Source organism: Polyangiaceae bacterium (assembly GCA_016715885.1).
Classification (GTDB): domain Bacteria; phylum Myxococcota_A; class Polyangia; order Polyangiales; family Polyangiaceae; genus Polyangium.
This window is the reverse complement of the sequence record JADJXL010000020.1, coordinates 231,392-254,131: the sequence shown is the minus strand read 5'-3', so window position 1 is coordinate 254,131 and position 22,740 is coordinate 231,392. Positions and strand designations below refer to the sequence as shown.

General features: G+C 60.4%; 15 protein-coding genes. 11 read left to right on the top strand and 4 right to left on the bottom strand.

What is annotated here, in order from left to right; translation table 11 throughout:
- Positions 1-144: 144 nt before the first annotated feature.
- Positions 145-927, bottom strand: coding sequence for a hypothetical protein (locus IPM54_26455; protein MBK9263332.1), 783 nt, complete (start codon positions 925-927; stop codon positions 145-147).
- Positions 928-1,123: 196 nt separating this feature from the next.
- On the opposite strand from IPM54_26455, the gene IPM54_26450 reads away from it, so the two are divergent.
- Positions 1,124-5,332 carry a M36 family metallopeptidase gene (locus IPM54_26450; GenBank protein ID MBK9263331.1) on the top strand — a complete coding sequence of 1,403 codons (4,209 nt, stop codon included), beginning with the start codon at positions 1,124-1,126 and terminating at the stop codon, positions 5,330-5,332.
- Between the two features lie 427 nt (positions 5,333-5,759).
- Here the strand turns inward: IPM54_26450 and IPM54_26445 are convergent, their stop codons facing one another.
- Positions 5,760-8,630 carry a DUF4215 domain-containing protein gene (locus IPM54_26445; GenBank protein ID MBK9263330.1) on the bottom strand — a complete coding sequence of 957 codons (2,871 nt, stop codon included), beginning with the start codon at positions 8,628-8,630 and terminating at the stop codon, positions 5,760-5,762.
- A 236-nt stretch (positions 8,631-8,866) separates the two neighbouring features.
- On the opposite strand from IPM54_26445, the gene IPM54_26440 reads away from it, so the two are divergent.
- Entirely contained in the window at positions 8,867-10,252 is a 1,386-nt protein-coding gene (locus IPM54_26440; protein MBK9263329.1) for a hypothetical protein, read from the top strand.
- Between the two features lie 41 nt (positions 10,253-10,293).
- Here the strand turns inward: IPM54_26440 and IPM54_26435 are convergent, their stop codons facing one another.
- Positions 10,294-10,770, bottom strand: a complete 477-nt coding sequence (locus IPM54_26435) for a glutathione peroxidase (protein MBK9263328.1) — start codon at positions 10,768-10,770, stop codon at positions 10,294-10,296.
- A gap of 165 nt (positions 10,771-10,935) precedes the next feature.
- Positions 10,936-11,793, bottom strand: a complete 858-nt coding sequence (locus IPM54_26430) for an N-acetylmuramoyl-L-alanine amidase (protein ID MBK9263327.1) — start codon at positions 11,791-11,793, stop codon at positions 10,936-10,938.
- Positions 11,794-11,896: 103 nt separating this feature from the next.
- Here IPM54_26430 and IPM54_26425 point away from each other — a divergent pair, with 103 nt between their 5' ends.
- The 9 genes from IPM54_26425 to IPM54_26385 all read left to right on the top strand — a co-directional run bounded on the left by IPM54_26425 (position 11,897) and on the right by IPM54_26385 (position 22,725).
- Positions 11,897-12,826 (top strand): alpha/beta fold hydrolase, encoded by a 930-nt coding sequence (locus tag IPM54_26425; protein MBK9263326.1) that lies wholly within the window; start codon positions 11,897-11,899, stop codon positions 12,824-12,826.
- Positions 12,827-12,920: 94 nt separating this feature from the next.
- Entirely contained in the window at positions 12,921-15,251 is a 2,331-nt protein-coding gene (locus IPM54_26420) for a glutamine--tRNA ligase/YqeY domain fusion protein (protein ID MBK9263325.1), read from the top strand.
- A gap of 286 nt (positions 15,252-15,537) precedes the next feature.
- Positions 15,538-16,359: a DUF3025 domain-containing protein gene (locus tag IPM54_26415; protein ID MBK9263324.1), complete on the top strand. Its 822-nt coding sequence runs from the start codon at positions 15,538-15,540 to the stop codon at positions 16,357-16,359.
- Positions 16,360-16,368: 9 nt separating this feature from the next.
- Positions 16,369-18,105 (top strand): OmpA family protein, encoded by a 1,737-nt coding sequence (locus IPM54_26410; protein ID MBK9263323.1) that lies wholly within the window; start codon positions 16,369-16,371, stop codon positions 18,103-18,105.
- On the top strand, positions 18,102-19,361 hold the full coding sequence (locus tag IPM54_26405; GenBank protein MBK9263322.1) for a hypothetical protein: 1,260 nt from the start codon (positions 18,102-18,104) through the stop codon (positions 19,359-19,361). The genes IPM54_26410 and IPM54_26405 overlap by 4 nt, the downstream gene beginning before the upstream one ends.
- 12 nt (positions 19,362-19,373) lie before the next feature.
- Entirely contained in the window at positions 19,374-19,763 is a 390-nt protein-coding gene (locus IPM54_26400; protein MBK9263321.1) for a hypothetical protein, read from the top strand.
- Positions 19,760-20,257, top strand: a complete 498-nt coding sequence (locus IPM54_26395; GenBank protein ID MBK9263320.1) for a hypothetical protein — start codon at positions 19,760-19,762, stop codon at positions 20,255-20,257. Before IPM54_26400 ends, IPM54_26395 begins: the two co-directional genes overlap by 4 nt.
- A gap of 69 nt (positions 20,258-20,326) precedes the next feature.
- On the top strand, positions 20,327-21,151 hold the full coding sequence (locus tag IPM54_26390; GenBank protein MBK9263319.1) for an HmuY family protein: 825 nt from the start codon (positions 20,327-20,329) through the stop codon (positions 21,149-21,151).
- Positions 21,133-22,725: a hypothetical protein gene (locus IPM54_26385; GenBank protein MBK9263318.1), complete on the top strand. Its 1,593-nt coding sequence runs from the start codon at positions 21,133-21,135 to the stop codon at positions 22,723-22,725. The genes IPM54_26390 and IPM54_26385 overlap by 19 nt, the downstream gene beginning before the upstream one ends.
- Positions 22,726-22,740: the final 15 nt, after the last annotated feature.

Here is a 22,740-nt window from a genome sequence, read left to right as displayed (position 1 = left end):
GTATGGGGGGGCCGAGCCTCGCCGTGCTTTTGCGCAAGCAAAAGCACCGGGAGGCGAGCCTCGGCCCCCCCATCGTAAACTAGCCTCGCGAAGCGCGCGTCCCACGCGCGCGAAGCGAGCGTCCAAATCCAGGCCAGGCTTCAGTTACGCTCGTTCGAGTTTTTCGAGCGCACCGGGCAGGAGCAGTCCGCGACCAGCGAAGCCGGCCATGCCGTCGATGGTCGAGGCGAATGAATTGAACAGCGTGCGGTTGTGCCTGAGCGACCACAGGACTTCGGCGTTTGTCCAAGCGGAATCACGCGCGTGCCTGACGCTCCACAACGCGAGCGCGTTGTCGACGTTGCCGATGCTGCGTTCGATGGTTCCGAGCGCTCCTGTGAGAAGCATGGGGGTCGCGTGCTTTTCGGCTTCTTCGAGGATGTCGTTGATGATCAAGAAGTCGTTTTCGAACGGGGTTTTCCGCTCTGGGACGACATTGGTTTCGATGCAGGTATCCACCACGGCGAGGGCCAGGTCGTGGTTGATGTGTGCATTCATTCCGGCGAGCGCGAATTGGACGCGCGAGACGCCGGGACGCGTCCGAAATTGGAGCAGCGGGCGCCAGGCGCGCGGGCAATTGGCGCCTTTGGCATTCATCACGATCGCGTTGAAGTAGCGGTGCGCAAAAAGGACGTCGAGCCTTGCGATGAGGGCGCCATTTTCGAACCTACCCGCATCGATCTCACGAGCCACGGCTTGCGTGACCATGTTGTAGAGCTTGTTGAACCACTTGAGCCCATCGGAATCAGGCAAGGCGACATCGATTTGGTTCATGAGTGCGATGACGTCGCTGATCGACTGCGGAGGGTTTGTCTCGATACGGTGTGCGAGAGGTAGGTCTGCCGACGGATCCGTGCGTCCCAGCAGCTTGTCGAGCACGTTATTCATAGGTGTTCCAAGGCTACTTACGCGGTGCAGCGTGGCCAACTGTTCGACGTGAAACGGTTTGGCGCACGGTGCTGCGACAACACGCGGTATGGGCAATCAGCGGAGGGTCCGAGCAGCTTTTTGCTCGACAGCGCCTAGGCTCTTCACGGTAACATCGCCGCCCTGGTCAATTTCTCGCCCCGTGGAGAACGAACGAATGATCCGCCGTGCACGCTACTTGTCCATTCTCCCCCTTGCATTGCTTGCGACGAACGACGCGCGAGCGACAGAAGCCGAGCCGTATTACGCGTACGCGCAGGCAAATCCAGCCGCTGTCGTAGCCGCTCCTGCGGGTTCGCGTGGGTTTGTCGCATCGGTCGATGACAAACGCGGCACGCCGACGTTTTTCTGGGCTGCGCGAAATGTCGCCTTCCCAAAGAACCTCATCGGTGCGAGCCCCGAACGTATCGCGCGTCATCATCTCGCGGCGCACGCGGACATGTATGGTTTGACGCCGAAAGCGCTTCAGACGGCCAAGGTCGTGATGAAACACGACACGGGGCGAGGTGGCGTCATCGTCGTCTTCCGCCAATCTGTCGATGGAGTCGAGCTGCTCCACAGCGACATGAAGGTGCTTCTCACGCGTTCGGGCAAGCTCGTGGCGCTCGGTGGCGCGCTTCATCCAGGAGCGATCGCGGGCACGGCGAAGAAGTGGGGACCGTTTGCGGTCGCGCCGGATGCAGCGATTGGTCGGTCGCTCGAAGATCTTTACGGAGTCAAACTATCTGCGTCGAGCCTTCGAGCGCAGACGGCAAAGAAGTCTGGGTACGATCTCTTCGACCTCACGGCGCCCTTCAAAGTGGGTTCGTCCGAGCGCGCATTCGTGGAGCCTGCGCGCGCGAAGAAGGTGTATTACGTGATGCCCGACGCGCTCGTGCCGGCGTATTACGTCGAAGTGCAGGTGTCTGCGCCGGGAACGGTCACGCCGGACGTGTTCGCCCACGTGATTGCTGCGAACGATGGCCGAGTGCTCTTGCGCAAGAGTTTGACCGAGTACGACGCGTTCCAGTACCGCGTGTGGGCGGACGAGATGCCGCCGCATACGCCGAAGGACAGTCCTTTCGTAGACTTCACGCCGCATCCGACGGGCGCTCCGGACAACCAAATACCGGGATTCACGGCGCCGTCACTCGTGACGATGGAAGGGTTCAACACGAACCCGAGCGGCATGCCGGATCCGTGGTTGCCTGCCGGAGCGACCGAGACGAAGGGCAACAACATCGATGCGTACACCGATCACACGGATTGCAACGTCGCCGGTGCATGCACGGCAGACGTGGCAGCGGCGAACCAAGGCTTCAACGCCGGGGTTGATCTCCGCGCAGACGTCACGGCTCCGGGGGTGTTCGATCGAACCTACGACACGGCTGCTGCACCGCTCGCGAGCGTCGATCAAAGCAAAGCAGCGACGACGCAGTTGTTCTATACGACAAACTGGCTGCACGACTATTGGTACGACTCGGGGTTCAACGAGGCTGCCGGGAACGCACAAGAGAGCAACTACGGGCGCGGTGGCGAAGAGGCCGACGTGCTGCTTGCACAAGCGCAAGACAAGGCGCTTGGTTTCAATGGTGCCGGCGCCGCGCGCAACAACGCCAACATGAGCACGCCGGCGGACGGAACATCGCCACGCATGCAGATGTTCCTCTGGTCGGGCAGCAACAACTTGTCCCTGAACATCGGAGCACCGATCAACGCGAGTTACTCGGCTAATTCGGCATCGTTCGGACTGCAAACCTTCAACGTTTCTGGCGAATTGGTGCTCGGCGATGACGGCACGATCGAACCAGGCTCTCCCCCAGGCACCCTCAACGACGCTTGCAGCCCGCTCGTGAACGACGTCGTGGGCAAGATCGTGCTCGTCGACCGCGGCTTCTGTGCGTTCGTCATAAAGGCGCAGAACATTCTGGCCGCCGGTGGCATCGGAATGCTGCTCGCAAACAACGCACCCAACACGGCGCCTCCCGGGATGGGCGGCACCGATCCAGGTGGAATCACCATTGGTTCGCTGTCGACGACGCTCGAGAATGGCAATGCGCTCAAAGCAGCTCTGCAACAGGGGCCGGTGACGGTCACCATGTCGCGCGCGCCGAGTGGCGTCGAGCATGACGGCACCATCGATAACAGCATCATTGGTCACGAATGGGGCCATTACATTCACAACCGGCTCGTCGTGACGGGATCGAATCAAGCCCGAGGTCAAGGAGAAGGCTGGGGCGATTTCGTTGCGCTGCACATGGGTAGCCGCGAGGGCGACAACTTCGAAACGGGTACGTTCGCCGACGCATACTATTCGACGGTGTCGTTCCATAACTTTGCCTACTACGGCATTCGGCGCCTGCCCTACTCGCGCGACATGAACAAGAATCCGCTCACGTTCAAGCACATCGACGATAGCCAGGCGCTTCCCCCCATATTCATGAATCCGGGCGGCGGAAACAACGCTCAAGTGCACAACTCGGGCGAAATCTGGGCGTCGATGATGTGGGAGGCGTACACGAACCTGATTCTTTCGGGTAAATACGCGTTCGACGTGGCAAAGCGGACGATGGCCGATTATGTCGTCGGCGGCATGATGATGGCTCCCGTGGGGCCGACGTACACGGAACAGCGTGACGGCATTCTCGCGTACGCAGCCTCCGTCGATAACGACGACATGCTCGAGCTTGCCAATGGCTTTGCCAAGCGTGGTGCCGGCACCTGCGCCATCTCGCCACCTCGCACGTCGACGACCCACATCGGCGTTGTGGAGTCTTACGAGGTCAAGGGCAATCATCAGATCACGTCGGTGAAGGTCGACGACAGCGTTCGAAGCTGCGATTCCGACGGAATTCTCGATGGCGGCGAAGCTGGCAAGGTCACGATCGAGCTCATCAACAACGGCCCCGCGCCGCTCGCGAATACCGCCGTCACCGTGACGACACCCACCCCGGGCGTCATTTTCCCGAACGGAAACCAATTCACGATTCCAAACATGCTCGGGTACAACAAGAGCACGATCTCTTTCGATATCGAGCTGGCGCCGGGGCAATACGCAGATACGGTCATCAGCTTCGACGTCCAAGCTCAAAATGCCGATTCGTGCGTCACCGACGTCAAAATTGCGGCCACCGACCGCATCGACATCGACGACCTCGCCAGCATTTCGACGATCGACACGGTCGATAGCGAAAAGACCACGTTTACCCTCACTGGCGACGCGTCGCGCACCGATATTTGGTCGCGCACGAAGGATGTCGAAGGCAATTGGCGATGGCACGGCATCGACTACGGCGCGACATCCGACACGTCGCTCGAAACCCCCGACATTCACGTCAGCGCGAACGGCAACTTCGTCGTTTCGTTCGAACACCGATATTCGTTCGAAACGTCCGTCGGCAATCCCAATACGTATTGGGACGGCGGCGTCATCGAAATCACGGCGGACGGTGGTCAAACCTGGGAGGACGTCAGCACGTACGCGACTCCAGGCTATGGCGGTACGATCACGAATTTGGCAGGCAATCCAATCTCGGATCGTCAAGCATTCGTGAACCAGAGCGCCAATTACCCAGCAATGACGTCGACCGTGCTCGACTTCAAGAAAAACTTTGCGGGCAAAACCGTCAAGCTTCGATTCCGAATCGGAACGGACTTGGCCGCCGGGGATATCGGCTGGGAAATCGACAACGTCGCGCTCCTCTGGGTCGACAACAAGCCGTTCTCGGGCGTCGTGGACGATACGGGCGAATGCAATGGCGTGCCGATCGCCAACGCAGGCCCGGATCAATCCATCATGGAAGGCAACCTCGTGCAGCTCGATGGCTCCGCAAGCTCGGACCCCGACGGCGACCCGCTCACGTTCACGTGGACCCAGATGGCGGGTCCCGCAGCAACGCTGTTCGCTTCGCAGACCGCAACGCCGGCCTTCCAAGCTCCGGAGGTGACCGATCCCACGATTCTGACGTTCCAACTCAATGTCAGCGATGGCACAGGTTCAGCCGGTGACAGCGTCGACGTGCTGGTCATGCCGGATCCGACGCAGGGCACCGGCGGCGGCGCTGGCATGGGCGGCATGGGCGGCGGTGGAATGGGTGGTGGCGGCATGGGCGGCGAAGCCGGCATGGGTGGCGAAGCCGGCATGGGCGGCGGTGGAATGGGCGGCATGGGCGGCATGGGCGGCGCTTCGTCGAGCAGCAGCTCGAGCAGCAGCTCCAGCTCGTCCGGTGAAATCGTCGGCGTCGGCGGTAGCGGTGGCAGTGGCATAACGCCAGCCGGCGGCTGCGATTGCTCGATCGCCAGCGACGAGTCAGCGCCGGTGCACCCGGGCATGCTCGGATCGCTTGGCCTGCTCCTGGGCTGGCTCTTGCGCCGCAAGCGGAAGTAGCGCCTCACCCCCGGCCCCCTCTCCCCCGCTTCGCGGCGGAGAGGGGGAGATTTCCTCTCGCCCCCGAAGCTTTTCCCCTCGATAAACCTCTCTCGACATCCCGCACGCTCGATGCAGGCGTCCCCGATCGCCTGCTCGGGCGTCCGATTTGCCGATCTGGATGCTCAAGAGCGTCGGATCATCGTTCCGATGTCCCGATCGTGACGAGCGGAACGGGTCTTCGGCGACCTGCAACGGCGATGTCACGCCGGAAATGTGCGTTTCGCCACGGCGAACACCCGATCCGCGTCAGCAGATCGGCTCATCGGGCGTCCGAAGTGTCGATTTTTTCAAAAAGATCGCCAAGTGGGCACGAAACTTGCCCATGTGAGAACCATCGCGTACGACGGTACGCGACGGCTCATGGGTGTTGTTTGGGGAGGACGAGTCAGGGTGTGCAGGCGGGGTTGTTCCAGAGATCCGCAACTTCGGTCGCGTCGAGCGCGCGGAAGTAGATGCGGAATTCGTCCATTTGCGCACCATTGGTGAACGCAGGGACGGTGCTTGTATAGGCGCCAACCTTGAGCGTTCCGGTGCTGGTGGTGAATGACAGCGGGCCGGCTTGAGCCACAGTCTGCGCAAGCACGCCGTTGATGTAGCCCTTGATGTTGTTGAGCGTTGCGTCGTACACGAACGTCGACATCGTCGGGGCAACGTTGGCGGCAGCCGTGAGCAGGACGTCCGTCATGCCCGCTCCACGCAAGAGGATGTTGTTGTTTCCTGCGATGCCTCCGGTAAAGCAGCGGAACGTTCCGGCGGTGAAATCGCCGAAGATGTAATCCGGATTGACGCCAGCAGGCGGCACCATGTTCGCGGTCCAGAACGAAACGGTCCAGGAGCCGTTCAAATACGTGGGCCAGTTCGTATCGACATAGTTCGTGTCGCTCGTGCCGCCGACACCATTGAGAGCCGTGCTGCACTTGCCCACGCCCCCCTGGGTTTGTCCACCCACGATGGTCGCATTCGGCGCATTGAGCGGCGGGGTGACGGCGAGGTTTGGTACGGTTGCTCCCGAGCCGTCGAATGCATAGTAGATGCCGCTGGCGCAGCCCATGCCGCTCGACCTGCCATCACCGCCCAGAGGCGACGGACATTGGCAAATGTATGAACCAGGCGTATTGACGCACGTCGCGCCTGCGACGCAGTCATGCGTGCCGAGCATGCATTCGTCGTCGTCGGTGCACATGCTGGGCACGCCCGTGCATTGGTAGCCGGGCTCAATCGCACACGACGACGAGCACCCGTCGCCATTGTCGAGATTGCCGTCGTCGCAGGTTTCGCCTGCTTCAATGGTGCCGCTGCTGCACGTGCCGAGCGTCAACACGGCTTGCATCGTGTAATCGAAGGTCGCATCCGGAACGAACGGCGACGACGTCACTTCGATGTAGTAGGTGCCTGGCGTGAGGGCCGGGACGGTGAGTATCGAGCAGTAATCCGAGCCGCTGATGTCGTCGTTTACCCCGAGGACGTTGAGGCTCGAATCGTACACGGTGACATTGGTATCGACTTCGAGATTTGCACAGGTGCTTCCAAGCGGCCCATCCATCGATTCGATGGCGATCTCGCCGTTCTGGCCCGCGGGCACGACGAACGAGAAGTAGTCGATATCGAAAGAAGGCTCGATGAGCGCCTTGACCTTGTCATTGAGGAACACGTCTGCATACGCATTGGCCGTCGCGTCCGTGTCATTGGGCTCGACTTCGCAGCCTGCTTCGAGCTGGCACGCGGAGCTACAGCAATCGCCGCTGTTCGCATTGCCGTCGTCGCACGTTTCACCGCCAACGATGACGGTATCGCCGCAGACGGGCCCGCACATGCTGGGTGCGCCGGTGCAGTCCCACCCCGGCTCGATGCTGCACGTATCCGAACAGCCGTCGCCATTGACGAGGTTGCCGTCGTCGCATGCTTCGGAACCGGTAATGGTACCCTCGCCGCACGAAATGACGCAAACGCTCGGCGTACCGGAGCACGAATAACCAGGCTCGATGGCGCACGTGGCAGAACATCCGTCGCCAGGCGTCGTATTGCCGTCGTCGCACGTTTCGTTGGGGTCGAGACCGCTGTCGCCGCAGCTCACGGTGCAGACGCTGGGTTCGCCCACGCATTCGTAGCCGGTTTCGACGGCGCACGTGGCGGAGCAGCCATCGCCCGGTGTCGTATTGCCATCGTCGCAACCTTCGTTGCCCGTGACGCGATTATCGGCACACAGCGAAGCGGCGCACACGCCCGTCGCGCACACGGTGCTCGTGCAATCGTCGTTCTGCGTGCAATTCTGTCCATTGGCGCAAGCTGAACAGGTTCCACCACCGCAGTCGACGTCCGTCTCGACGTCGTTCTGCACTCCGTCGTCGCACGCGGGCGCTGCGCACGCCTGCGCAACGCAAACCTTGCTCGTGCAGTCTGCCGCGGTCAAACACTCGACACACGCACCCGCGCCGTTGCACGTCTTCCCGAGGCCTCCGTCGGTGCAAGTCGTGCCGGAAGGCAGGTTCGCGTGCGCGGGCGTCGAGCCGCTACAGGAATCCGCCGTGCACGCGTTGTTGTCGTCGTTGATGTCGGACGATTGCGTGACGACCTTGGTGCCGCCGAGACCATCGCATTGTTCTTCTTGACAATCGCCCGCCGTTTGGTTCGTCGTGGGCGTACCGATCTGCGTGAAGCTCGTCTCGCAGCTTCCGGCGGTGCAAACGGGCGCTGAACAGTCGTCGGCAGGCTGTCCACAGTCGGCGTCGATCAAGCAGCCGACACATGCACCGGCGGCGTCACAGAAGAGCGTACCGCCTGCTCCACAGCCCGTCCCTTCGGCCACTGGCGTGTGCGTCGGCGTGCCGTTGTCGCAGGCGTCGGTGGTGCATTCGAGCCCGTCATTGGGCATGTCCATGTCGTCGTTTTGCGTCGTGGGAGCGCCCTCTCCATCGCAGTACGTGACTTGGCAATCGCCAGGCACGTCGGTGGAAACGGGCGTTCCTTGCGCGGCCGGCGCCGTGCCGCATTTTCCCGCCTCGCACGTGCGCACGAGGCACTCGTTCTCCGGCGCGGGACAATCCGCGTCGACGGTCGCTTCCGTGCATTCGGCCATCGAACCGCTCGAGCTCGACGAAGACGAGGAAGATGTCGTCGGCGATGCGCCGCCTGTTCCTTGATCGAGATCGCTTCGATCGACCTTCGAGATGACCTCGCATCCGGTCGTTGACATCAGCGTCAGGACCGCAATCCCCAGCCACGACGCGTTTGCTCTGTTCATCGATCGTCTTCTCATGACTCTCCCGTTCCGCAGTCAGCGCGGCACACTGCTTCGCCCTTATTGCACCTAGTCGCGTTGCGAAAGCAAGTTCGAAGCGACAACCGTGACGTGTTCGTCGCCTCTCTGCGTGTGCGAGGCTTAGATTCGGCCTTTCGAATGAATATCGCCAAGCGCGAGATGCCGTGGCACGATTGGTTGGACGTGGGACAAATGTCCCGGTCGCTTCGATTGAGGAGGCTTACATGACTACCATGACACGTTGGCTTGCGCTCTGCGCAATGGTTCCGGTGCTTTCGACGATTGGGTGCGGGGGTGACACGACCACCGTCGATAAAATGAACGACGCGGCGCCCCAGGAAATACCGGGCGGGGGCATTGGATCGGGGGCCGTCGATGGCAAGATCAACGTGTACGCCATCGATGGGGACACCAAAGAACCCATTGCGGGTGCGGCGGTGCGCGTCGGTGAACCGGATGCGACGGAGCCACTCGAGGGCACGACGGATGAAACGGGCCTCGTCACATTCAAAAATCCCGCGCTTCAAGGCGCGCAAACCATTACCGTGACGGCCGCGGATCACGTCGCTGCAACGTGGTTCGGCGTCAACGGCGCGAACGTCACCATTCCGCTCGGTCGGACGAAACCTCCGACGGTGGAAACCGCGCAAGTGTCCGGGACCATTACGGGATTCGATACCCTCGAGAACGCGACGAACCACATTTGGGTCGCGCTCGTGAGTTACTCGTGGAGCAGCAAAATCGGAGATCCCGCGAATGACATTCAGCAGCCGGGAGGAGGCATGGGACCGCCCCCCAATGCGTGCATCAAATTGCCTCCGCCGGCTCCGTCGCAGCCGTGCAATTGGCAACTCGTCACGCGCACCGGAAAACAAATGATTTTCGCCTTGATCATCGACGTCGATACGAAAGGCACGCTCATGGATCAAGCGGATGATACGCGTGCCCTCTATGGCTTCGCATTCAAAACGGGCGTCGAGGTGAACGCGGGGAGCAATCTCACGGGACAGACGCTCGAATTGTTCCCGACCGACATGCTCACCGACTTGAAAGTCACGGTGCCTGCGGCGCCCGCCGGCATGGATGCTTCTGCCGCCATTCCGCTGCTCACCATGGGCGATGAAGGGCAAATCCCATTGTTCTTCGGGGATCAGGTCGACGTGGCAAAAGTCCCGACGCTCACGGGCATCTTTGCATCGGGCCGATATGACGTGATCGCTCGTGCAAGCGTCATGGACAAACCATTTCCCTCGACCACCACGTGGATGCGAGCCGTCGACGTGACCAAGGACATCGCCGTTCCGAATTACCAGGCAACGCCCACCGACCTTGCTGCAACCGGAGGCGTTTACAGCTTCAAAGCCGTTTCAGATGCAACCATTCATTCGGTCGGCTTCGGAGTGCCCATGGGCGAGCGAGCTTGGGCGGTGGCACTTTACGACAATCGCACGTCGTTCAGCCTGCCCACGCTTTCGCCAGATCCCCTGCCCGTCGGCCCACTCATGATGAGCGTCGAAGCCATTACGGTTCCCGGTGTCGACGTGCAGAACTTCGATTTGGAAACGGCGCAAGACGAAATCACGGCCCTCAGCGACAACGGCATCGAGATCACGCATTGATCGGCATGCGGTAACTCCAAACCGTTGCCTTCGCCATCGATTCAGCTTCCGAGCGCGCGTTCGATGGCCTGCACGAGTTTTTCGTCTTCCGGCGCGACAGACGACGGGAAACGCGTGATCACTTGGCCATCTTTCCCCACCAAAAACTTCTCGAAGTTCCATTTCACTTCGCCCGCCGGCTCGGCCTGCGTCAAAAACGCGTACAGGGCATGTTTCCCGCTTCCTTTGACGGTGATTTTTGAAAACATCGGAAACTTCACGCCATACTTGGACGTGCAAAACGTGGCGATTTCCGAATCCGTTCCGGGCTCCTGCGCGCCGTAATCGTTTGCAGGAAATCCGGCGACGACAAGGCCCTTGTCCGAATACTTTTCGTAGAGCTTTTCGAGCCCCTCGTATTGCGGCGTAAACCCACATTGCGATGCCACGTTCACGACGAGCACCACTTTGCCGCGATAGTCGGCGAGCGATTTGTCGGCACCCCAAATGTCCTTCATCGTGAAATCGTAGAGACTCATGGTTTTTCCCTCCTGATTCGTCGTGGCCTGATTCGTCGTAGATCGAGTCGGCGCTTCGGCCGGAATGGCTCGCGACCCACCATCGCAACCCAAGAGCGCCAAGACCAACGTCGCGGCACACATCCCAAAGCGCTTGCTTCCGAGATCAAACATCAGTTGGAGTGCTTAAGGGGCTTTGGGCGCGGTGGCAAGAGCATCGGCGAAGGCTGTTGCGAGCGCCGCGGCAAACGCGTCGTGCGTCGACTTGTCGGCCCAAAGCCGAACCTCTCGCGGATCGAGCGCATGGTGCGTCTCAACGATGACCGAAGGCATCGGCGGCTTCCACAAAACGAAAATCCGCTTGTCGAACGCATGCCGATCCATGAACACGCCAGGCTCCTCCGAATCGTTTTCATACAGCGATCCGTACTCGGCCCCCGCATACGCGCCAAACCCGGCTTCATGCATGCGCCTCGCCGTCCGACGCGCGAGTTTCCTGCGCGCAGCAACGAGCGGCGCGTCGCCGTCTTCGGAAAAGAGCACCGAAAAGCCGGGCGCCGATAGGTTTACGCGACAAACCTTTGCGGGTGCAACGATTTGCGTCTCGCCTGTTTGTCCTCGGATGTCCGAATGGATGCTCAGGAAAACGTCCGCCCCCCACGCCGTCGCGGCTTCGACGCGCGCCGGATATGCGACACGCTCGTCGCCATCGCGGGAAAGTTTGACGTCGAAGCGTCCCGTTCGTCGCAAGAACTCCGCTACGTTTTTCGCAACTTCCAGCGTGAAGTCCTGTTCGTCGCGGCACTCGCACGACTCGTTCCCGGGATTGTTCGGCGCGCCGTGACCAGGATCGACGAAGACGCGCCGAATTCCAAAATCAGCAGGAATGACGGGCGAGATCCCATGAATCCGCCCGAGCGCTTCGGGCCAAACGTTCACGCGAGGGCGCGTGTTTCGTTCCAGGAAAAACGCTGCCGTCGTGAAGCCCATGCCGGTCAAACCAAGCAACAAACTCCTGCGGGCAAGAAGCGTTTCTTTGAGCACGTACCGGTATCGAGGATGGGCAGCGGCGCCCGATCACGCAATCATTCACGCTCGTAACATGACCCGTGTCAAATCTTCGATCGACTGATACTGTCTCCGGCGCATGCCGTTCGCTCCTGCCCCTGCCCTGCCGAGCTTCTTGACGACCGAACTGCCCGAGCGGCGGCGAGCCTACCGGCTCGAACGCGGCCGAGACGCAGGAAAAGTCGTGCACTTCATCGATCACGGCCCGGAACGCTCGCGGCCCGTGCTGCTCATTCACGGCAATCCGACCTGGTCGTTTCTTTGGCGCAAGGTGATCGTTCGGCTGCCGGAAATGCGCTGCGTCGCCCCGGATTTGCTCGGTTTTGGCTTGTCCGATCGTCTTGCGCGCTTGGAGGATCATTCCGTCGAGCGTCACGCGGAAGCGATTGTGGAGCTCGTCGAAACGCTCGATCTGCGCGGCATGGTGCTCGTTCTGCAAGACTGGGGAGGTCCGATCGGGGCGCTCGTGGGGTCGATGGTGCCCGATCGCGTCGCCGCGGTCGTCTTGAGCAACACGGCGGTCGTTCTTCCATCGAATCCTCGAGGTACAGCGTTTCATCGCTTTGCGCGCATGCCCGTCGTGAGCGACCTCGTGTTCCGCGGTTTGGGTTTTCCCCAGAACGTCCTTGCTTCCGTGCAGGGCGATCGCAAGTCGATCAAGGGCACCGTGGCGAAGGCGTACACGTACCCGCTGCGGAGTTTGTCCGACCGCATCGGACCACTGGCGCTTGCTCGCATGGTTCCAGATTCACCGGATCATCCGAGCATGCCGGCGTTGCGTCGCGGCGAAGCGTTCATGCTCGGCTTCACGGGCCCGATGGCGCTCGTCTGGGGCGTGCGCGATCCCATCTTGGGCAAGGCTCTTGCACGGCACGAAAGGGCGTTTCCTCGAGCGTATGTGGCCGCTACGCAAGCGGGACACTTCACGCAGGAAGAGGTGCCCGAGGACATTGCGCACGCGATCGAAGATGTGTGCGCGCGTGTGTCGTCAGCACCGCCCAAACCTTAATTCTCTGGACCTTTGCGTCTCCCCCCCTTGTTGAGGTAGGTTCCGCCGCGCAGCGGTATCGAGCTGCGTGGAGACAAGAGCCGTGACGACGCCCATCCGCACGTCGGACGATCCCGACAAACCCGAAGCGCCCCAGAACTTCATCGAAGCCATCATCGCCGATGACCTCGCGCAGGGACGCCACAAGCAAGTCGTCACTCGATTTCCGCCCGAACCAAACGGGTATTTGCACATCGGCCACGCCAAAAGCATCTGCTTGAACTTCGGCCTCGCGAAGAAGTTCGGCGGCAAGTGTCACTTGCGTATGGACGACACGAACCCGACGACCGAAGACACCGAATACGTCGAGTCCATCCAGAACGACGTCCGGTGGCTCGGATTCGATTGGGGCGAAAATATGTTTTACGCGTCGGATTATTTCGGACGCATCTACGACTTCGCCATCGAGCTCATCAAGAAGGGCAAAGCCTACGTGGACAGCTCGAGCGAAGCAGAGATCCGCGAGATGCGCGGAACGATCAGCGAACCGGGAAAGCCGAGCCCCTACCGCGAGAGGTCTGTCGCGGAAAACCTCGAGCTTTTGGAGCGCATGCGGAAGGGCGAATTTCCCGAAGGTGCGCACGTCGTTCGCATGAAGGGCGACATGGCTTCGCCGAACATGAAGATGCGCGACTGGCCGATCATCCGCATCAAACACGCGCACCATCACCGCACGGGCAACACGTGGAGCATCTATCCGCTGTACGACTTCGCCCATAGTTTGTCCGATGCGATCGAAGGCATCACGCACTCGATCTGCACGCTCGAATTCGAAAGCAACCGCGAGCTTTACGATTGGATCATCGACAACGTCTCGGCACCGGCTCGTCCACGACAGTACGAGTTTGCCCGGCTCAACATCACGCACACGGTGATGAGCAAACGCAAGCTGCTCGAGCTCGTGAAGAGCGGCGGCGTTCGAGGCTGGGATGATCCGCGCATGCCGACGCTCGCGGGGCTGCGTCGTCGAGGTGTGACGCCGGAAGCGATCCGCGCGTTTTGCGAAGAGATCGGTGTGGCCAAGGCAAACAGCACGGTGGAGATCGAAAAGTTCGAGCACTTCATCCGGCAGGATCTCGACAGGCGATCGGATCGCGTGATGGTCGTGCTTCGCCCGTTGAAAGTGGTCATCGAGAACTATCCGGAAGGACAAGTCGAGGAGCTCGATGCGCCGTATCGACCGGAGGCGGACGCGAGCGCGCGGACGCGCAAGGTGCCGTTTTCGCGGGAGCTGTACATCGATCGGGACGACTTTGCGGAGAATCCGCCGAAGGATTGGTTCCGGCTCGCTCCGGGGCGAGAAGTGCGTTTGCGTTACGCGTACATCGTGAAGTGCACGAGCGTGGTGAGGGACGACGCGGGCAACGTGATCGAGCTGCGATGCACGTACGATGCGGCGACGCGTGAGGGGCATTCGCAGGATGGGCGGAAGGTGAAGGGCACGCTGCATTGGGTGAGCGCGGCGCACGCGCACTCGGTGGAGGTTCGTCTCTACGAACGATTGTTCAAGGTCGAACGACCGGACTTGGTGGAAGAAGGCCAGGACTGGAAAGCGACGCTGAACCCGGCGTCGCTCGAGGTGGTCACGGGTGCGAAGGCGGAGCCGAGTCTCGCGACGGCGGTGGGCGGTACGTATGTTCAGTTCGAGCGCACGGGGTTTTTCTTCGTGGATCCGGTGGATTCGAAACCTGGCGCGCCGATTTTCAATCGCACGGTGTCGCTGAAGGCGAGTTACTCGGTGCCGAAGGCAGCGGGCGAATCGTTGGTGGACGAACGAAAAGCAACAAAGGCTGCCGAGCTCAAGGCGGCCCCGAAAGTTGCAGCTCAAACGGCCGAGGATCGAGTGTCGCGGCTGAGCGCGGAAGCGAAGGAGCTTTGCGACAAGCTCGTCGCGGGTGGTGTTGGGCGTGAAGATGCGATCGTGCTCGCGGAAAACGCGGCGTTGCGAGCGTATTACGAGCAGGCGATCGCGGGTGGCGGACGAGCGAAGACGGTCGCGAATTTGCTGGTGAACGAGGTCGCGCGGGAGCTCGAGGCGAAGGGCACGCTGCCGTTTGAGCCGACGTCGCTGGGGGAATTGGCGGCGCTCGTGGATGACAAGACGATCACGCCGACGATCGCGAAGGACGTGCTCGCGGACATGTTTGCCAGTGGCCGGAGCCCGAAGGCAATCGTGGAAGCGAAGAACCTGCGGCAAGTGTCGGATGAATCGGCGCTGGAGCCGATTGTCGACAAGGTGCTTGCGGACAGTCCTGGCGAGGTGAAGCGGTATCGCGAGGGAAATACGAAGCTGATGGGCTTTTTCGTCGGGCGCGTGATGAAAGCGTCCGGGGGGAAAGCGAATGCGGAACGCGTGACGGAGATGCTGACGCGGAAGCTCGGGTGAGCTGATCGGCAACGCACCGCAGGGACGCGCGGGGTTGAAACCCCGCGCTACACCACAAGAAGTCCTCGCGCCACCGCGCTCGGACTGACGTCATGCTGCTTTGTGAGGATTGCAATTTCCTGCAAAATCGCCGATGATGTTTCGCCCAGGGAACGGCCAGTCCTCGAACGGCAGTGAGAGGACTTTTCAATGTGTAGCGCGGGGTTTCAACCCCGCGCGGGGCTGCGGAGAACATGTGTCCTTCAAGCTCTGAGACAGCCGGCAATGATTGGCGCGGGGCTGCCCCATGTCCACTGCGCTGACATCATCCAGTGGACTTCGTCCGCTCGAACGTGGGCACCCTTGGGATGCTCGGTTTTTTGAAAGGAACCCGCTGCATTGGCCATTGCGTGCGGTGGCTCAGTCATTCGAGGGGTTTGCGGATTGGCCCACCATTGCGGAGATTGACGCGGCGCTTTCGGAGCGGGCAGGTATTCATTTTCAGGAGCAACCGCCGCGAGCGCGAAGGCGCAGGCGAGGGCGACGATTGCCGCTGGAAACCGAATCGCTGTATGATGCGCGGATTCAACTTTCGGGCTGGGTTCCGACGCGCCATCGGAATTGGCACGACTTTTTGAATGCGCTCGTATGGGCGACGTTTCCGCGCGCCAAAAAAGCGTTTCATGCGCGGCAACATGCGGCCGTGGCGGCTCGAATCGAACAGGGGGCGCGGGTTTTACCGGGAGCTCGAACGCGGGAGCTGGACGGCCTGGCGATCCTCGACGAGGGCGGCATGGTATTGCTCGTGGAGGAACCGATCGAGCTGCACATCACGGAATGGATTGAGGACGACAATCGCGAGATTATTCGCGCCGCCATTGCAGAACGTCGTGCTGTTGCGTTGCTTTTTGGACACGCGCTCTACGAGACACTTCTCGGCGAAAATGCTTCCGCGACGTGGGCGATGGTGACGCTGCTGCCCTGCCCTGCCCCATTGCCGGATTCTCGAGCAGACCAGATTGTATTGGCGGATGAGCGCCTTGCCGATCGGATCGCGCTCCCGGACAGTTTTAGCGATCCCGATACGTTCCGCAATTTGCCGCTCGATACGCGCGTGCTCTGCGTTTGAACGAATTCGATGGACGTGCACGCAGATTCGTGTATCGTGCGAGCGTCCATGCGCTGGTCGCTCGTTCGTTCCAAAGCTGCAGCGTCGTGCTTGTTTGTCGTGGCCAGCGCGGCAAGTGCGCTCTTGGGAGCACGGACGAGTTTGGCGGACGAAACTCCATCGCTCGCGCTGGAGCCTGCGCCGGCGGGTGATCGTTCGGCGTTCGTCGAACGAGCTGGGGTGCGAGGGCATTTGCTGGTGGCGGCTCGGGTTGCCGTCGATTATGCCCATGCGCCGCTCGTGCTGGTCGATCCCGAGCAAAACGACGATGTCGTCGTCGCGAATCAGACGAGCTTTCACGCGATGGCGTCGCTTTCTTTGCGGCACAGGTTCGTGCTCGCGCTGGACGTGCCATTTTCGTATTTTCGTCCGGGACCAGGATCGACGCCGGGAAGCGGTGCGCCTCGAACAACGCAGGGAGCGCAGTTCGGCGACATTCGATTTGGGGCTCGCGTGAGGCTGTATCAATCGCAAGAAAACCCCGATGAGGGTTTTGTCATTGGTTTGTCCTCGTGCTTTTGGCTACCGACGGCGTCCGATGGATATGCGGGAGACGGGCTTTTTCGAATGAAAGGGGCGCTCGTCGCCGAAGGGGCAAACGGGCGGTTTTATTGGGGAGCGAATGCGGGTATACGATCCCGGCCAACGGCGGTTTTATCAGGAATATTGCCAACGCGCGTGGGCACGGCATTGGGACTCGGTTTGTCCGGAGGGTTTTACGCGGACGGGGACCGAGCGATTGCCATCGGTGCCGAATTCTTGAGCGATTTCACGGTGGGTGGCGACGTGAAGTTGCTGGATCCACGGGCGACGATCGCGAATTTGCTCTTGACCGGCCATTATCGAATTGCGGGTGGACCTTTCGAGGTGGGTGGAGCATTTGGTCCGGGGCTTGGGCAAGGCGCAGGCAGCCCCGACGTGCGCGTGATGGTGTTTTTGGGTCGAGCGCCCGAACAAATGGCGCCTCCGCCCGATCGCGATGAAGACGGCATTCCGGACAAAAAGGACGCGTGCGTATCGATCAAAGGAATCGAATGGCCCGATCCGCTGCTCAATGGGTGCCCTGAAGCGCCAGCGGATCGCGACGGCGATGCGATTCCCGACGATTACGACGCGTGTCCAATGAAAGCGGGCGAAGCGACGTTCGTGCCGCGAACGCACGGTTGCCCGAAGATCGTGGATACCGACGGCGACAAGGTTCCCGATGCGAGCGATGCGTGTCCGAAAGAAGCGGGCATGGGTCCGCCGGATGGAGACGGGTGTCCGAAGCCCGAACCGAAGCCCGAACCGCCTCCAACCGCGACGGTTTTGGACAAGGAAATCATCATTTCGCAGCAAGTTCTCTTCGAGCGCGGGACCGCGGTGATTCAGCCGGAGAGCGATGCCATCTTGCAAGACGTGGCGCGGGTATTCAAAGAGCATCCGGAAATCGAATGGGTCGAGGTGCAGGGGCATACGGACGATACGGGTGACGACAACCTCAATCGACGACTCGGGCGCGAACGCGCCGAAAGCGTCGTGAAGTGGCTCGTGAAAAATGGTATTGCCAAAGAACGTTTGACGCCCAAGGGATATGGGGCCGACAAACCCATCGACACGAACGCGACAGATGAAGGGCGCGCGAAGAATCGACGTGTCGAGTTCCATATTCTGCGTCGAAAGGAAGTGGACAAACCCGCCGAAACGCCCGCCGGAGGTGCACCATGAACCGATTGCCGCGATATTCGGTGATCGCAGGGTTTTGGCTGCTTGCTGGTTTGTCCCAGAGCGCCCGGGTGGGTGCTCAATCGAACGATGAAATGGCATTGCTTGGCGGGCCGCAAGTTTTGCACATGCCCGAATCGACACGCATCGCCGAGCAAGGCATTTTGAGGCCGGTGCCGGTCGTAGCCGACTTGCCGATGGATTTGTCCGTGCGTGCGCGTCGGGTGCTCGTGCATTACCGTCTTTGGGGCGATCCCGATTGGACGACGCTGGAGCTGCGGCGAAATGGAGCGCGGTACGAAGGTGCCATTCCGTGTTTGGAAATCAGCACGGTCACGGGCGACCTGAAATATTACATTCGCGTGCACGATGCAGAAGGACGGGTCATTGCGACGGGCGCCTCGCGCGCAGATCCGTACAAAGTGACCATCAAGCACGACGAGCAGCTCGAAACGATCATCACGCGCGCCAAGTGCCCGGATCCGGCGGATTGTCCAGCCGGGCTTCCGGGCTGTCCGAGCGAAAAAGTCAAAGAAATCGCGTGCAACACCGACGCAGATTGCGAAGGCGGATCGACGTGCAGTTGGCGGGGTTTTTGCGAACGTATCGACAGAAAAAAGAATTGGATTTCCTTGGGCGTTTCGCAGGAAATCGGCATCGTTCCCACGACGGGAGCTTGCGGTATTCATCAGCAGGAGCATGCGGGGTACGCGTGTTTTCGAGCGGACGGGGAGCAATACATCGGCAATCCGGTGCTCACCAATGAACCGCTTGGAGTGGGCCGCGGCACGACGCGCGTCATCGCCGGCTACGAGAGGCTCGTGCATTACGACACGACGCTTGGTCTGCGCGTGGGCTGGTCCTTTTTCGGCGAAGGGCCGACGCCGAATGACGGCACGGAATTCGTTCCATTTTTCGCTTCCGCGCGTGTGACGCATTGGATGGGCAAGGATCCATTCGCGCGTGAAGGATTTCGGCCGTTCGTCTTCGTCGCTGCGGGATACTCGATGGTGGACGTGAAAACGACTGCCTTCGTGCGAGAAGATCCATTTGCGGATTCCTATCAAGGCGGCAATGATCTCGAGCAAACGGTGGAATTGTGGAAACGAGCAGGTGACGGATTCGTGGGCGTGGGTGGTGGGACCATGTTTTCTTGGCAAGCGGGTCGAGCTGCATTCGTCGAATTGGCGGTGCACAGCGTATTTCCATTCTCGGCTATCGTCGTGGTACCAACGGCGGGCGTCATGATTGGATTTTGATGGGGACGAGCCATGACGAAGTGCGGCTTTTCATGTGCGATGGTGGCTGCGGTTTTGACGTTGACCCTGTCGGGATGTGCATCGGATGATTTGACCCTGCCCGAACCCGAGCTCGAAATGCCTGGTGCTTTCGTTGCGGTGGACGGGTACGACGCAGACGATGAAATCACGTTGATTCGCACGATTGATCGGCTCGATTTCAAGTTCGAGACGCTGCTTTTTTTCACAATTTACGATGTGAAACCACAAAGCTTCGACGAAGCTCGTGAACTGTCGAAACGTCCAGACCTGCCATTGCGCGTAGAAATCGAGGCGCAGCCGCGTCCAGCCATTACGGTGCATCCATGGCGGGTCGTTTGGTTTCGAACGCTGACGGACGACGAAGAGAGGCGAGTCAAATGAGCGAACGAATTCTGTTTGCAGTATTGACAGGCGTATTCTCGAGCGGCCTCGTGTTTGCTTTTTCTACCGGATGCGAACGTCACGCGAACATTCGCGACGAAAACGACGACACGCTGCTCGACAAGCCCCCGGAGCTCGAAGCAGGGCCGATTCCGGTCGTCGACAGTGGCGTCGAAAGCGACGCATACCTCGCGTGCCTGGATAGGCCGTTGGGCGATTGTGTTGGCTCGAATGACTTTTTGTGCGGCTTCGAGAAATGGATGAGAGCGACGGCAGAAAATTGCCAAATGACCACCGGTTGCAAGACGAATGGGTGGCTCGAAGTGACGATGGCCGGCGATGGGTGCGTCAGTGAAATTCGGATGGACAAGCCAAATGACGAAATGGTTGCGTGCCTGGTTGCCGAATTCGGTGCGGTACGTTGCCCGTGCGCCGAGATCGAAGGGTCGTATTATTTCGGCAATACCAACTCGGGCGCGTGCGCGTCACCCTGATCACCGCGCCCTTCGCTGATGTGATGATTTCTCTTCGCGTCCCGACCGTTTCGTGGTAACGTCCTTCCGATGCGTTCCTTCATTGCACTTTCGACACTGGCGCTTTCTTTCTCCCTTTGCGTTGGCTGTTCTTCGGATCCCGCCAACACGAACACTTCGTCATCATCGAGCTCCGGATCGGGAGGCGGCGGTGGCGCCGGCGGAGCGGGTGGCGCTGGCGGAGGACCAATGGCCATTTGTACCGACCCGACGACGCCCATACCATGCGAGGATCAGGTCGTCTTGCAAATGGACCTGAAGAACAACGTTGCGGCGGGCATGATTACGGACGAAGTCGACGGCAATGGGTTCTGGTCGACCATCGACGCTCGAGGTGGTGGATTCAATCCGACCGAATCGTACGTATATGCGAAATTCACCGACACGGGGCTCGTGAAAGTCGACATGACGGACGAGCAATCGCTCACGTCCATGGATTGGGACATTGCGTTTCGACGATTCGTCATTCGAATCAACAGCGGCAATTCCGGGCCTTCGTGCGTTCAAGCGGCGCGCCTGAAGAATGGCACCGTGTACGAGGACGTCATGGAAGCGCCCGCAGATGCCATTTTCATCCCAGACGAATACTTTTCGGCAAGTTGCGAATTGATTCCCGACGGTTCGGGGCTTGGTTCTCCGGCGACGGCGCTGAGTGGTTTCTGGACGTATGCGAGCTGCGTGCAGATGACCGGGAACGTGTACACCGTGCGCAAAGCCGATGGAACGTCCGTGAAACTCACGATTACCGATTATTACACGCCGGCAATCCAAGAGCAGTGCAACATGACTGGTTCGGTACCGATGCAAGGATCGGGCTCGGCGACGATTCGCATGCGATGGGCAAACTTGCCGTGAAGACGAAGCATGCATGGCGCGGGGTTGCCGCATTCGGGATTCTCGCGGCTGGGTGCGGATCCGAGGCTCCCCTGCCCTCGGCTATCGACAATCCGGGGCTCGAAGCAGAGGTTCGTCCTGACACACCGGGAAACGGACTACAATTCAATTTCGACCCCGGGGATGTCGTCGAATCGGCGCCTTCGGCGTCTGGCAAGTTCCTCGTGCATTTTACGCGCAATGGTCCGAATGCAGTGCCGGCAGCAGATGCCGACATGTCGGGCACGCCGGATTTCGTGGAACAAGTGGCTGGCGTTTATGACGAAGTGCTCAGCTATTACGAAAGTCTGGGCTTTCGGCCACCTCGAACGGACGATGGTTTGCCCGACAATGGTGGTGACGGTCGGTTCGACGTGTATTTGGTGGACTTTGCGGGCATTGGCGATGGCACGTTTCAAATCGATGCGTGCGACAGTTTGAAAAAGAGCCAATGCGCTGGGTACATGGTGCAGGAGAACGATTATCAGGGGTATGGGTATCCCTCGACGCTCGTTGCCAATCGAATTCTCGGAAGCCACGAATTTTTCCATGCGATTCAGGCTTCTTATGACCGCGAACAAGGAAGCGTGTTTTCCGAAGGGACGGCGGTCTGGGCGACGGAATCCTTCGATCCATCGCTGAACGACTTCGAATGGTTCATCGATGGGTATACGAACAATACGGGTCGATCCTTGGACGTGCCGCTGCCCGGGCCGGTCGATGCATTTAGTTACGGTAGCGGTCTCTTTTTTCAATTCCTCGAAGAACGGTACGGCGCAGGCACCGTCCGAGCGCTCGTGGAACGCACGGAAGACGGTGCGTTTGGCGAGACGGACCCGCAATGGCTCGGTGTGACGGGCAAGATGCTCGAGGCGCAAGCGCAAACGACGTTTCCCGAAGCATTCATCGAATTTGCGACGTGGAACTTGTTTTTGGGCTCGAAGGCGGATCCCTCGAGGTCGTATGCAAACTGCGCAAATTATCCGCTCGTGAAGATGGAGCCCGTATCGGCACCGTACACGGACCTCTTGCGACTTTTCTATGCGTCAGCGCAATATTATCGAGCTTTTCCGAATGGGAGGGCGAAAATGACGGCGGCGTTGACATCGGCCGAATCGGCGATGATTGAAACGTCGGACGTGACATTGCTGCTCGTGGCGGAACGCAATGGCAAGTACGATTCCGTGGTGCGCGTGGCGGACGTGCGCGCGGGCGCTGAAGAAATCGACATGACGGGCGCAGATGCGTTCGTGACCGTTGCCATCAATACGACGACGTCCGGCAATTCGCGGCGACCGACGCTTTGTATTGGTTCGCCCGAGGAAGTGGCCGAATGCAAAAAGTCCGTCGAACAAACCGGCACTGGAGGTGCGGGCGGAGCGGGCGGCGGTGGCGGAGCGGGAGGAAGTGGCGGTGGAGATCCGGTTACTCCGGACGAACCTGGATCGTGTGGTTGTCGGACGGTGCCCAGTTCGTCCGGTGCCGGAATTTGGGCATTGATAGCAATGCTCGGGCTTGTTTGTCGTCGCCTCCGCCGGCCCGCAAATTGCCATTGACGTACGCTTGGCGTC

What these genes read in the sequence shown, in the direction of transcription:
- IPM54_26455 (MBK9263332.1), bottom strand. Translation starts at nt 927, where the DNA reads ATGAATAACGTGCTCGACAAGCTGCTGGGACGCACGGATCCGTCGGCA.
- IPM54_26450 (MBK9263331.1), top strand. Translation starts at nt 1,124, where the DNA reads ATGATCCGCCGTGCACGCTACTTGTCCATTCTCCCCCTTGCATTGCTT.
- IPM54_26445 (MBK9263330.1), bottom strand. Translation starts at nt 8,630, where the DNA reads ATGAGAAGACGATCGATGAACAGAGCAAACGCGTCGTGGCTGGGGATT.
- IPM54_26440 (MBK9263329.1), top strand. Translation starts at nt 8,867, where the DNA reads ATGACACGTTGGCTTGCGCTCTGCGCAATGGTTCCGGTGCTTTCGACG.
- IPM54_26435 (MBK9263328.1), bottom strand. Translation starts at nt 10,770, where the DNA reads ATGAGTCTCTACGATTTCACGATGAAGGACATTTGGGGTGCCGACAAA.
- IPM54_26425 (MBK9263326.1), top strand. Translation starts at nt 11,897, where the DNA reads ATGCCGTTCGCTCCTGCCCCTGCCCTGCCGAGCTTCTTGACGACCGAA.
- IPM54_26415 (MBK9263324.1), top strand. Translation starts at nt 15,538, where the DNA reads ATGTCCACTGCGCTGACATCATCCAGTGGACTTCGTCCGCTCGAACGT.
- IPM54_26410 (MBK9263323.1), top strand. Translation starts at nt 16,369, where the DNA reads ATGGACGTGCACGCAGATTCGTGTATCGTGCGAGCGTCCATGCGCTGG.
- IPM54_26405 (MBK9263322.1), top strand. Translation starts at nt 18,102, where the DNA reads ATGAACCGATTGCCGCGATATTCGGTGATCGCAGGGTTTTGGCTGCTT.
- IPM54_26400 (MBK9263321.1), top strand. Translation starts at nt 19,374, where the DNA reads ATGACGAAGTGCGGCTTTTCATGTGCGATGGTGGCTGCGGTTTTGACG.
- IPM54_26395 (MBK9263320.1), top strand. Translation starts at nt 19,760, where the DNA reads ATGAGCGAACGAATTCTGTTTGCAGTATTGACAGGCGTATTCTCGAGC.
- IPM54_26390 (MBK9263319.1), top strand. Translation starts at nt 20,327, where the DNA reads ATGCGTTCCTTCATTGCACTTTCGACACTGGCGCTTTCTTTCTCCCTT.
- IPM54_26385 (MBK9263318.1), top strand. Translation starts at nt 21,133, where the DNA reads ATGGGCAAACTTGCCGTGAAGACGAAGCATGCATGGCGCGGGGTTGCC.